This is a genomic window from Shewanella sp. Koi 1 (genome assembly GCF_052907445.1).
In genome coordinates this window covers 2,897,000-2,909,541 of sequence record NZ_JBREJM010000001.1, presented here as the reverse complement: position 1 = coordinate 2,909,541, position 12,542 = coordinate 2,897,000, and the positions used below count along the sequence as shown (strand labels likewise).

Sequence of the window (12,542 nt, the reverse complement as noted above, 5' to 3'; positions counted from 1 at the left end):
TTTGAGTCTGGTTCGTATCAATAATGGCTCGTTAGCCTATGGTTACACTCCGCTGCTGCAAAATGCCGATTTCACCATCGAGCGTGGCGAGCGAGTGTGTATTGTTGGCCGCAACGGCGCGGGCAAGTCGAGTCTATTGAAGATTTTATCCGGCGATGTGCTGCTCGATGAAGGGGAATTCAACATCGACAACAGCGTCACCGTTAGCCGTTTGCAGCAAGATCCGCCAAAGGCGGAGCAGGGCTCGGTCTATTCTTATATCGCTGCTGGCTTAAAGGAAGTCGGTGAAGCGTTAGAGCAGTACCATCAACTGTCCCACGATGTGGCCTTTGCCGAGCCTGAGCAGATGGAGCGTATGCTCAATCAAATGCAAAAGCTGCAGGAGACTTTAGATCATCACAATGGCTGGCAGCTTGACTCGCGCATCAAACAAAATTGTGAGTTGTTAGGCCTCGATCCCGATAAATCCTTGAGTGAATTATCCGGCGGTTGGCAGCGTAAAGTAGCGCTTGCCCGCGCCCTCGTGAGTCAGCCGGATTTATTGCTGCTCGATGAACCGACAAACCACTTAGATATCGATACCATCGAATGGCTGGAAAAATTCCTTTTGGATTTCCAAGGCGCCATCGTGTTTATCAGCCACGACAGGGGCTTTATTGCCCGCATGGCCACACGTATCGTTGATTTAGACCGTGGTGTAGTGACCTCATGGCCTGGGAATTATCAAGCATACCTTGATGGCAAGCAGGAATGGTTAAGGGTTGAAGCTGAGAAAAACGCCTTATTCGATAAGCGATTAGCCGAAGAAGAAGTCTGGATCCGCCAAGGCGTTAAAGCCCGTCGTACCCGTAACGAAGGCCGCGTGCGTGCATTGAAAGCACTGCGTCAAGAACGTAGCGAGCGCTTAAATCGTCAGGGCAATGCCAAGATGGCGGTGGCTGATACCGAGCGTTCGGGTAAGTTGGTCTTCGATGTGAAGGACTTAAACTACAATCTGCCCGATAAAAATCTGGTTAAAAACTTTAATACCACAGTACTTCGCGGGGATCGTATTGCGCTTATCGGCCCTAACGGCTGTGGTAAATCGACCCTTATTAAGCTGTTGATTGAGAAGTTACAACCTCAATCGGGTGAGGTGAAAGTCGGTACTAAGTTGGAGATTGCTTATTTCGACCAATACCGTGAGGCGCTGGATCCTGAGCAAACCGTTGAAGACAACGTGGGTGAGGGTAAAAAGACCATCACTATTAATGGTCAAGATCGCCATATCTTAAGTTATTTGCAGGATTTCCTGTTTTCACCGATGCGTGCCCGCACGCCAGTGAAGGCATTATCGGGCGGTGAGAAAAACCGATTACTGCTGGCTAAGTTACTTATTCGCCCCGCAAACCTGATTATCCTCGACGAACCGACAAACGATCTTGATATTGAGACCCTAGAATTGCTAGAGTCGCTGCTGACTGAATATCAAGGCACACTGTTACTTGTGAGCCATGATAGGGCCTTTATCGATAACACTGTCACCAGCAGCTGGTGGTATGCGGGTAATGGGCATTGGAGCGAGTATGTTGGTGGTTATCAAGACGCAATTGATCAAGGGGCAAAGTTTTATTCTGAGGAACCTAGTCAACCAAACATGGTCGAAGCTCCTGCGACAGCAAAAACCGCTGAGGTGAAAGTGGCAGAGCCCGCCAAAACCGCGAAAAAACTGTCCTACAAGTTACAGCGTGAATTAGAGGCCATGCCTGAGTTAATGGAGAAATTAGAGGCAGAAATCCTCGAATTGCAAACCACAGTGGCGCGCCCAGATTTTTATAGTCAGGCACAGGATAAAATCAATCCGGTATTGAACCTGTTGGCAGATAAAGAAAAACAATTGGAAGTTTGCTTCGAGCGATGGGAAGAGCTTGAGTCACTGAAGTAAACCAATAATAAAAATGGGAATAGAATTAATGAAGTCAAAGTTGGATAAAGCCCTCTCCTTGGTTGCCTTAGGTGTCCTTGGCGTATTACACAGTGCCCATGCTGCACCCGTCTATGAAATTGTTAACCTTGATAATTATGATCTGCAAGGCACGCTCGAAGGCACTCGCAACGGTTATGCCTTAGGCGTGAATGCTAACGATGAGTTAGTCGGTATCGCTAAAGGTAAGAAAAAACTCAGTACTTCAGATGTGGAAGGCGGGGTTATTGACGTCGAAGATGGTATCGCCCCTGAGGAAACCATTACTTATTCGATTACGTCTGCGATTATTGCCAATAACTTTGCTTTTATCGCCGCGCAAAATGGTGCCGCTGGCGCATGGTTACCGACCTTTGACAGTATCAATGGCACTACGCCACCGAGTGATACTTCGGTCGTTAACTCCGTCGATACCTTTTACTATGGCATCAACGATGCTGGCGTGAAAGTGGGCAGTATGACTGCACCTGAAAAGAAAACGGAAAATACCGCGACTACGGATGATACTGCGGATTACTGGTATTACCGTGATTATGAATATCGCGGAGTTGCCAAAGTAGGGGATAGCGAAATCCCATTGCCCCCACCTTATACTCAATATGTTAAAGATGACAAAACCGTTGAGTTAGGCGGTTGGTCAGCGGCAACTGCGATCAACAATAACAATTTAGTTGTTGGTTATGTTAGTACTGATATCAGTAAATATGGTGGCGATCGTGTCGCCTACTGTTTAGGTACAGATAACACGTTACCGTTAGATGTATGTATTCAGCGCGAGCAATATCCGAATACTCAAGGTACGCGCAATATTCAGTACCAAACCCGTGCATATGTGTGGCAACTGGATAATGGCGTTGCAACTGGCACAGCTTTACCTTTAGGCTTAACCCCTGCGAGTGATAACACCTTGACCTTTACCGCTCAAGCTTTGGGTGTAAACAATGAAGGTGTAGTCGCCGGACGCTCGCACGTGTACCGTAACGGTAATACCGATAGATTACGCCAAGATGCGGCCTATTGGAGTAAAGATGCCGAGGGCAACTATCAATATCATTGGATCCCAATGGGTGAGTCCATTTCAAGCTCAATCGCCTATGATGTGAATGACAACGGTATTCTTGTTGGTAGCTATCGCAGTTATATCCAAGGTTATTTACGTGATAAGTTTTTCTACTTTGATACCAATACGCCTGAAGTTGGTTATGTAACGCCGAATGATTTTGCATCAACGACCACGGATCTTTCGAGCAAACCCAAAGATATCAATAATAAAGGCCAAGTTGTTGGTTATATTGAAACTACCTACGATAAGGAAAAACCACGTCCTAAGGCGGGCTTCCTCTACGAGAAATCTACTGGTGAGTTCAGTAACCTCAATAACTTGCTGACCTGCGAATCCAAAGGCTTTGAAAAAGGCTCTGATGGCAATTTGACTCGCCATCAGATCGAAGTGCAGGACGGTACTGGCAAGGTGCTAAGCTACAACAGCGATATTCTCGTTGTTGAAGCCGCAAGCATTAATGAAGATGGGACTATAGTAGGTACCGCCTTTATCCGTAAACCTTCTTACCAGTTTGACTCGGATGGCAATGTTATCGTAGGTGAGAATGGTCTTCCCCTGTTTGAACTTAGCGGTAACGGTGACCCCGTAACAGCCTATATTCCGCGTATGGTGGTGCTCAAGCCATCTACTAATGGTGAAGCTTGTACTGTGGATGAAAGCACTGACACGGGTAATTATGAACGTAAGGGCGCAGCATCTCTCGCTTGGTTACTTGCCTTACCTTTAGTCTGGTTACGTCGTCGAGTTCGCTAATTTTTCAGCTTAAATTCAGACTCAAAAAATCGAGGCAAATTGCCTCGATTTTTTTTAACCATGATCTCAATAGTTTAATAAATAGTCGATAAAATGGACGATTTTTTGATTGATCTCGGCGCTGAAAAGCACTATTTCTATGGATGAAGCTGTTGCTTCTATTTCACGTAGAACAGAGGACGCTTGCATGAAAAGACAAAAACGAGATCGTTTAGACAGAGCTTTTTCCAAAGGATTCCAAGCGGGTATTGGGGGTCGATCTAAAGAGCTTTGTCCTTATGCAAATCTTGATTCGCGATCACAGTGGTTAGGTGGTTGGCGTGAAGGTGTGGATGGCCGAGTTAATGGGCTATTTAATAAATAACGAGTGTTTCTCGTGGATTAAATAGCCCTGAACAGACAGAGTAATGCAGCATAATTGCCCTCAGATGAGGGCATTTTTGTATCGAGTCGCGTAGGGTACAACAGCGATTAGAAGGTTGAAGTGTCGCTAAATACGCCAACTTTTAAATCAGTCGCACTATAAATTTGACGACCATCGACTTCAAGAATGGCATCGGCAATACCCATGACCAATTTACGATGAATGGTACGTTTGATGTTTAGCTTGTAAGTCACTTTTTTCGCGCTAGGTAACACTTGTCCGGTAAATTTCACTTCACCTACGCCCAGTGCGCGGCCTTTACCCTCGGCGCCTTCCCAACCGAGGTAAAAACCGACTAACTGCCACATAGCGTCTAAACCTAAACAACCTGGCATTACTGGGTCGCTGATGAAGTGGCAGCCAAAGAACCAGAGGTCTGGATTAATATCGAGTTCAGCAACAATTTCACCTTTGCCAAATTCACCGCCGTTATCGTTAATGGTAATGATCCGGTCGATCATCAGCATATTATCGACGGGTAAACGAGGCGAGTTTGGACCAAATAAATTCCCATGGCCACAGGCGATGAGTTCTTCTTTATTGAAACTGTTTGCTTTATTCATTGTTTTACTACTCCAGCAATAAGAGCCGCCAAGATTAGCGAACACGTGTAAGCTAAACAACTCCGATCAGCTAATTAATGGCGAAATAATCCCAGTTTTGCGAGTAATCTCGTCATTAAGCTAATCTCTTCTTCGCCGTTTCCCGCCAGTTTATCGAGCCGTTCTTGCACTAGGCCGTATAAGGAGTCGGCAGGGAAGTCATTATCTTCATTGGCAACGCCAGCTGGCATCTGCATCAGTAGCTCCACCGCTTCGTCCATATGCTCAATTGCATAGATATGGAATTGGCCTTTGCCTACAGCTGTTATCACTTTAGGGGCGAGGTTAAGCTGCAGTACGTTCGACTTAGGCATAATCACGCCCTGTTCACCCGTAAGACCGCGTCGTTCACACAGATTGAAGAAGCCTTCAATCTTCTCATTAATGCCGCCAATGGCTTGCACATTGCCGAATTGGTCCAAGGCGCCGGTAATGGCGAGCGACTGGATAATCGGCTGCTCGGCAATGGCCGACATCAAACAGCAATACTCGGCGAGCGAGGCGCTATCACCATCGATCTCTTGATAGGACTGCTCGAATACGATGTTGGCATTAAGGTGTAGCGGGGCGTCACGACCAAAAATACGATATAGGCAGGCGGATAAGATCATCATGCCCTTAGCGTGGATATTGCCGCCCAGCTCGGACTTTCTTTCAATGTCTGCCACTTCGCCATCACCATAGTGCACGGTTGCGGTGATCCGCGCGGGTTCGCCGTAACTATGGTCAATCGCATCGATAACCGTCAGGCCATTAATCTGTCCTACCATAGCGCCTTCAGTTGGCAGATTTATGAAATTGTCATCAAAACTTTGCCCTGAAAACTCTTCAGAGCTGTTATGGCGATAGTTGGCTTGCTCGAGCGCGTGTTCAATACTGGCGGCATTGATAGTGGCTTTGCCGCGATAGACCTTAGCTTGAGCCATTAATTGGGCAAAATCGAGCATCGACAGGCTTAAACGGCGTTGATGTTCGGTTAACCTAGCACTGTGTCTAAACAGTGGCGCAAGGCTTGATTGCTCTAAACCAACCTCAACACTCTGAGCCACGGCTTGTAACCAACTGGCATATTGCACTTCTTTAAAGCGAGTCAGATCGAGTTCACTCGCTAGCTCTGCCAGCAAACTAAAGTGGCGCTGAAATTGCCAGTCCTCTGAGCGGACTTGGCTGTAGATTAAGCCTGCGCCAATCAGAATGATTTTACAATTTAGCGGAATAGGGCTCAGGTGGCTGCTTATCTGATAGGATTTTTGCGTCAGAATTTGCATCATCAGATCCCATAGGCTTTCGCGTTTCCACAGAGATTCGGCGCAGATAAACACATAGTGGCACTGGGCGAGGGCACCGGGTTGATATTTGCTGCCATTTGCCGATTGCACCATGCGGCCGAGAAGATCGGCACGGCGGATATTGCCACTTAGGTAACGGTAACTGACATTTTTTTCGGCAATGGCGCCTTGATTGTCGAGCGGCACTTCATACTGCCATTGGAATTGAATCGCTTTTTCTACAGGACGAGCCGCCACTAAATAAGCGTTGGATAAGGGCTCGATGGTTTCCATGAGGGCTTGCATGATTAATTGTCGGTCGATGCCGGGGAAATCGGCGAGGTACAGCTGTTGATCGGCAATGGCGTTATGTAACTTAAAAGCATCCAATACACGTTCTTGCCCTAAAAGCAGGGCTTTTAACCCTGTGGCCGATTGCGGCAGGGTAGGAAGGTTAAATTCAGGCGCGAGTGAGGATGATGGTATCAAGAGTGAATTCATATAAGCATTTACCATGAAAAGTTACCGCGATTTTACCATACCAAGACGGCAAGTCTCTTACTGTATAGGTGTTTTTGCGTTGGTTTACTCAGATATTGCTGAAAATTTGTTGGCTATTTGCCTGAAAAAACATCTTGGTGAGCATAAGATGAGCATTTGACACAATATTGAAAAATTGCTGTTTACAAGCACCGATGATGCTTATATTATTTGCGCCATTCGGAGGGGTGGCAGAGTGGTTTAATGCACCGGTCTTGAAAACCGGCGTGGGTTTATAGCCCACCCAGGGTTCAAATCCCTGCTCCTCCGCCATATTTTACGGAAAAGCCATCAGAATGATGGCTTTTTTGTTTGTGCCATTTGAACCCAGGGTTCCCTCATTCTAAGTGCAGCTCCTCTGCCATATTCCACAAAATGTCATCGGCGATGATGGCTTTTTTGTTTTTGCAACTTAGGAAGTTGAACCCTTGGGTTCCTCATTCTAAGCGTAGCTCCTCCACTATATTCCACAAAATGCCATCGGCGATGATGGTGTTTTTGTTTATAGAATTCGAACCTAGGTTCTGCATGCGAACCTTGTCAGCTTTTTTACTGTATTTGAGTGTTATCTGAACAGAGCCAGCTCTACCAACTCAGTGTTGTTTGGTTGATAGGTGCACGCGGACTCGGTTGGGCGATACGAATACCAATTAGCTAAGGTTAACGCCCATTTACTTAAGCAAACTCGTATTTACCTTGAGGGTTTCTTCCCACCTTCTTAACTACTTATAAGTGCAGGCATCCACATCGCCAATTTGCCTTCACACGCCTTTAGCGCGCTTTGATTCGTGCGACTTTTTATTAAATGCCTATTTCGGCTATATAAAGTGGCTACTTTAGGGGGCTGCGGAGTTAAAGGGACGTGCGTATTGAGCGCAGCCTGTTTGCGCCTAAGTAGCCATAAGTGCCACCTTAAGTGTGAACACAGTGACTTTTGGGTGAAGATAAGACGTTATTCGATGGTTTTATCGACGACTGCATATCAAATCGCCAATCAATTCAATTAATAATAAATTTAGGTTTACAACCCGAGGGGAGATAGCTATTATCTCGCTCGTTCGGAGGGGTGGCAGAGTGGTTTAATGCACCGGTCTTGAAAACCGGCGTGGGTTTATAGCCCACCCAGGGTTCAAATCCCTGCTCCTCCGCCATATTCTACGGAAAAGCCATCAGCAATGATGGCTTTTTTGTTTTTGCAATATAGTAAGTTGAACCCTAGGGTTCCTCATTCTTAGCGCAGCTCCTTCGCAATATTCCAAATATAAACCATCAGCAATGATGGCTTTTTTGTCTTTGCAATTTAGTAAGTTGAACCCTAGGGTTCCTCATATTAAGTGCAGCTCCTTCGCAATACTCCACAGATAACCATCAGCAATGATGGCTTTTTTGTCTTTGCAATTTAGTAAGTTGAACCCTAGGGTTCCTCATGTTAAGCGCAGCTCTTTCGCAATACTCCACAGATAAACCATCAGCAATGATGGCTTTTTTTGTTTTTGGCATTTGCACCCCAGGTTCCTCATACTAAGTGCTGCTTCTCCGCCAGATTAAGTCTAAAGCTCGTTAAGCAATTTGCGTTCTTTTGGATTCTCAGGCTTTTATTCTATGGTGTTTAAAACTTGCGGCGTTGAGCTTTGCCTTGATGAATTGCCGTGAATGCCGAAACCAGTAGCGCCTTAAGTGCAGAATTTAAACTGGGTTAATGAGTCCGTTGTTCCTTTAAATATCATCTAGTTAACAATATTCATTTTATGCTTTGCGAAATACCATTGTTGGGCTAAATTACCCTGATAACCTATATTCCGGTTGCGGTATTCTGATTTGACTACACTGTGTTAGTCGACATTGGTTAAAGGTGGATAAAAGTTGATATCGATATATTTAGTTGACGACCATGAGCTTGTAAGAACTGGGATCCGCCGCATCTTAGAAGATGAACGTGGGATCAAAGTCGTGGGAGAAGCGCCAGATGGCGAGACCGCGGTACAGTGGGCGAGACAAAATGAAGCCGATGTCATCTTAATGGACATGAATATGCCTGGGATGGGCGGGCTCGAAGCCACACGTAAGATTTTACGTTATCAGCCCCATGCCAAGATTATTGTATTAACTGTGCATACTGAAGATCCTTTCCCCAGTAAAGTGATGCAGGCGGGCGCGTCTGGTTATTTAACCAAAGGGGCAACGCCACCCGAAGTATTGCAAGCGATACGTCAGGTTTCCCGTGGGCAGCGCTATCTATCCCCAGAAATTGCCCAACAAATGGCATTAAGCCAATTCAATCCCGCCGATGAGAATCCGTTTAAAGCCTTGTCCGAGCGTGAGCTGCAAATTATGTTGATGATCACCAACGGTGAAAAGGTTAATGATATTTCGGAGCAGCTCAACTTAAGCCCAAAAACGGTGAACAGTTACCGTTATCGCTTGTTTGCCAAGCTTGGGATCAGTGGCGATGTGGAGCTAACCCGTTTAGCGATCCGCTATAAAATGTTAGATGCAGGCCATTTCTAATGGCCACTTGTGTCAATGGTTCTAGCATTAATTAAGTGTTAGTTGTGAGTGTGAAGACGATTTATCAAGTTGTGTTGAAGACGGTGAGTAAAAGAGTGGGTGTATAACGATGTCGACAGGTTTTAACGCCCAGAGTTTTTTACGCACGGTTTCATCTTCTGCAGGGGTTTATCGCATGTATGACGTCAAAGGTGACGTCATCTATGTGGGTAAAGCCAAAGATCTTAAGAAGCGCTTATCCTCCTATTTCCGTAAAAACCTTGGGAATGTGAAAACCCAAGCGCTGGTGTCCCATATCCATCATATCGATGTGACGTTGACCCACAGCGAGACCGATGCGCTGCTGCTTGAGAATGACTATATCAAGCAGTACATGCCCAAATACAATGTGTTACTGCGGGACGATAAGTCATACCCCTATATTTTCTTGAGTCAACACGAGCATCCACGCCTTGCATACCATCGCGGGCCGCAGCGGGAGAAGGGCTATTACTTTGGGCCTTATCCGAATGGCGGCGCGGTGCGCGAAAGTTTGCACTTGATGCAAAAGCTGTTTCCTATCCGCCAGTGTGATGATTTCTATTATAAATCCCGCACTCGTCCCTGCCTGCAATACCAGTTATCCCGTTGCAGCGCGCCTTGCGTCGGTAAGGTCAGTAATGTGGAGTATGATGAGCAGGTTAAACTTGCCAGTTTGTTTCTAAAGGGAAAAGATAAGCAAGTTATCAGTGAGCTCGTGGCTAAGATGGAAGAGGCCGCCGAGCAGCAAGCCTATGAGCAAGCCGCGCGTTTTCGCGATCAAATTATGGCGCTGCGCCGCGTGGCCGAGCAGCAAGAAGTCTCGGGCAATACCGGGGATATGGATGTTATCGGCGTACACTACGCCTCGGGTATCGCCTGTTTTCACTTGCTATTTATCCGCGAAGGTAAAATTTTTGGTAGCCGCAGTTATTATCCAACGGTGCCTGCGCAAACGGATATCGAAGAAGTCTTACGTTCCTTCCTGCTACAGTTTTATTTAAATGCCGATATTCAACGCACCATTCCTAAGGAAGTGGTGATAAGTCATCACTTTGAAGAATTGCATGAGCTAGAGTCGGCCGTCTCTGAGGCGTTAAACAAAAAGTTCAGCATCAAAACCAATGTGCGCGCCGATAGGGCAAGCTTTTTGCGCCTCGCGCTGACCAATGCCACTAATGCGGTGATGACGCGTCTGTCCCATAAAAACACCGTTGAACAGCGTTTTGTCTTGTTGGAAGAAATCCTCGAACTCAATGCGCCGATCCAGCGGATGGAATGTTTCGATATCAGCCATACCATGGGGGAGAGCACGGTAGCCTCCTGCGTGGTGTTTAACCGCGAGGGGCCACATAAGGCCGAATACCGCCGTTACAATATCGAAGGCATTACCCCCGGCGATGATTATGCCGCGATGAAACAAGCCATTAGCCGTCGATTTGATAAAATCGATGCCAGCGGCAAAATTCCTGACATCTTATTTATCGATGGCGGTCTAGGGCAGCTGCGTATCGCGCAACAAATAGTGGATGAGAAGTTCGTCAATTTAGATAAAGCCCCGCAACTGATTGGGGTGGCAAAGGGAGAGAACCGTAAACCTGGGCTTGAAACCTTAATCTTTGGCGACACTGAAACGAGCTTTTCCCTTGAAGATGACTCGCCCGCATTGCACCTTATTCAACATATTCGCGATGAGTCTCACCGCTTTGCGATTACTGGCCATCGCAATCGTCGCCAGAAAACCCGTAACACCTCGACGCTCGAATCCATTCCGGGCATTGGTCCTAAGCGGCGTAAGGCATTATTGCAACATCTTGGTGGTTTACAGGAAGTGAAGGGCGCGAGTGTGGCCGAGTTAGCGAAAGTGCCTGGTATTAGCATAGAAATGGCACAAACCATTCATGATGCATTGCGAGGGTGATAAATTTAAGGCAAGATTGGCGCTGCTTTTGACTAACTGGTTCGATCATGCCGTTTAACTTACCTATAGCATTAACCCTTTTTAGGCTTTTTTTACTGCCCATCTTTGTGGTGCTCTTTTATCTGCCTTACAGTTGGACTCCCTTCGTTGCTGCTTTTGTGTTTTGGCTTGCCGCCATTACCGATGCCTTGGATGGCTATGCCGCCCGTAAACTCAAGCAACTCACTCGTTTTGGGGCTTTTCTCGATCCCGTTGCCGATAAACTGATGGTGATCACCGCGCTGGTGTTACTGGTGGAGCAATATGCCGATATTTGGTTAACGCTGCCGGCACTGTTTATGATTGGTCGCGAAATTGTGATTTCAGCCCTGCGTGAATGGATGGCTGAATTAGGTAAGCGCGGGACGGTTGCGGTTTCTTGGATCGGCAAATATAAAACGGCGGCGCAGATGGTGGCGATTATTGGCCTGATCTGGCAATACAACCCATTAATGATCACCGCAGCATTTGTGCTGTTATATATCGCTGCTGTGTTAACCTTCTGGTCAATGATGAGCTACATTTTAGCCGCTTGGAAAGATTTAACGGCCGAATAGCGCAATAAAAGATCAAAGAGATTATTTAGTGCGCAAGCAGTAAGTTATCGATAAAACAGCGGTTGACACTGCATGGTAAATAGGTAGAATGCCTCCCCGTAGACGAGAGACGATGTGAAAACAAAATCTTAACTCTACATGATGCGACATTAGCTCAGTTGGTAGAGCGATACCTTGCCAAGGTATAGGTCATCGGTTCGAACCCGATATGTCGCTCCAATCTAAAAGGATTGGAAAGATGGCGCGATGGCAGAATGGCTATGCTGCGGATTGCAAATCCGTCGATCTCGGTTCGACTCCGGGTCGCGCCTCCATAATTAAGATATTAATGACACGATTCCTGTCGTTAATATAAAGAGTTTGCCCGAGTGGTGGAATCGGTAGACACAAGGGATTTAAAATCCCTCGCTGGTAACAGCGTGCCAGTTCAAGTCTGGCCTCGGGTACCATTATTATAATGGTGACAGCTCAAAGCGAGCTGAAGCGTTAAACTTCGTTACCTATACATTGAAATATAAGTAGAAGAGCGAAGCAAAGAGTTAACAATATCAATAGCAGTGCTTGCGATATTCAAAGTTTGCCCGAGTGGTGGAATCGGTAGACACAAGGGATTTAAAATCCCTCGCTGGTAACAGCGTGCCAGTTCAAGTCTGGCCTCGGGTACCATTATTCTTAGTGAATAGTAAATAAGCCTCGACATTAGTCGGGGCTTTTTTGCATCTACGGCTCTGATTTTTGGGTTTTTGTTTAAAGTGCCGTTTCTATCTTCTTCGCTAGAGGTACGGCTTCGCGCTTGCCACTTTTGTTACAGGCATTAGTCCTGCCTTATAACCTACTTATTTCTCAACTTTATTTCTCCACATTGAGCTTGATAGCATCAAACTGA

General features: G+C 46.3%; 8 protein-coding genes and 6 tRNA genes. 12 read left to right on the top strand and 2 right to left on the bottom strand.

The annotated features are described in order from the left end of the window. The first annotated feature begins 1 nt into the window (after position 1). The 3 genes from ACUZ8J_RS12720 (at position 2) to rmf (ending at position 4,143) form a co-directional block, all read left to right on the top strand. Positions 2 to 1,924, top strand: a complete 1,923-nt coding sequence (locus ACUZ8J_RS12720; RefSeq protein WP_446694003.1) for an ABC transporter ATP-binding protein — start codon at positions 2 to 4, stop codon at positions 1,922 to 1,924. A 28-nt stretch (positions 1,925 to 1,952) separates the two neighbouring features. Beyond that, entirely contained in the window at positions 1,953 to 3,779 is a 1,827-nt protein-coding gene (locus ACUZ8J_RS12715) for a DUF3466 family protein (RefSeq protein ID WP_446694002.1), read from the top strand. A 187-nt stretch (positions 3,780 to 3,966) separates the two neighbouring features. Then, positions 3,967 to 4,143 carry a ribosome modulation factor gene (gene rmf / locus ACUZ8J_RS12710; RefSeq protein WP_011071969.1) on the top strand — a complete coding sequence of 59 codons (177 nt, stop codon included), beginning with the start codon at positions 3,967 to 3,969 and terminating at the stop codon, positions 4,141 to 4,143. A gap of 107 nt (positions 4,144 to 4,250) precedes the next feature. On the opposite strand, the gene fabA is transcribed toward rmf, so the two are convergent. Both fabA and ACUZ8J_RS12700 read right to left on the bottom strand, forming a co-directional pair. Then, entirely contained in the window at positions 4,251 to 4,766 is a 516-nt protein-coding gene (gene fabA / locus ACUZ8J_RS12705; protein WP_446694001.1) for a bifunctional 3-hydroxydecanoyl-ACP dehydratase/trans-2-decenoyl-ACP isomerase, read from the bottom strand. Between the two features lie 74 nt (positions 4,767 to 4,840). Continuing rightward, the gene (locus tag ACUZ8J_RS12700) at positions 4,841 to 6,574 is read right to left on the bottom strand and encodes an AAA family ATPase (RefSeq protein WP_086904448.1); all 1,734 of its coding nucleotides are present in this window, start codon (positions 6,572 to 6,574) and stop codon (positions 4,841 to 4,843) included. 221 nt (positions 6,575 to 6,795) lie between these two features. Between ACUZ8J_RS12700 and ACUZ8J_RS12695 the strand changes: the two genes are divergently transcribed. The 9 genes from ACUZ8J_RS12695 (at position 6,796) to ACUZ8J_RS12655 (ending at position 12,322) form a co-directional block, all read left to right on the top strand. After that, positions 6,796 to 6,886, top strand: a tRNA-Ser gene (locus tag ACUZ8J_RS12695). 787 nt (positions 6,887 to 7,673) lie between these two features. After that, a tRNA-Ser gene (locus ACUZ8J_RS12690) sits at positions 7,674 to 7,764 on the top strand. Between the two features lie 712 nt (positions 7,765 to 8,476). Continuing rightward, the gene (uvrY, locus tag ACUZ8J_RS12685) at positions 8,477 to 9,121 is read left to right on the top strand and encodes a UvrY/SirA/GacA family response regulator transcription factor (protein WP_011622328.1); all 645 of its coding nucleotides are present in this window, start codon (positions 8,477 to 8,479) and stop codon (positions 9,119 to 9,121) included. A 109-nt stretch (positions 9,122 to 9,230) separates the two neighbouring features. Further along, complete coding sequence (gene uvrC, locus ACUZ8J_RS12680) at positions 9,231 to 11,060, top strand: excinuclease ABC subunit UvrC (RefSeq protein WP_446694000.1); 1,830 nt, start codon at positions 9,231 to 9,233, stop codon at positions 11,058 to 11,060. A gap of 47 nt (positions 11,061 to 11,107) precedes the next feature. After that, a complete protein-coding gene (pgsA, locus tag ACUZ8J_RS12675; RefSeq protein WP_011625896.1) occupies positions 11,108 to 11,656 on the top strand; it encodes a CDP-diacylglycerol--glycerol-3-phosphate 3-phosphatidyltransferase in 549 nt (182 codons plus the stop codon). Between the two features lie 143 nt (positions 11,657 to 11,799). Then, positions 11,800 to 11,875, top strand: a tRNA-Gly gene (locus ACUZ8J_RS12670). Positions 11,876 to 11,896: 21 nt separating this feature from the next. Then, positions 11,897 to 11,970: transfer RNA gene (locus ACUZ8J_RS12665), tRNA-Cys, on the top strand. 48 nt (positions 11,971 to 12,018) lie between these two features. Beyond that, positions 12,019 to 12,105: transfer RNA gene (locus tag ACUZ8J_RS12660), tRNA-Leu, on the top strand. Positions 12,106 to 12,235: 130 nt separating this feature from the next. Then, positions 12,236 to 12,322, top strand: a tRNA-Leu gene (locus tag ACUZ8J_RS12655). Positions 12,323 to 12,542: the final 220 nt, after the last annotated feature.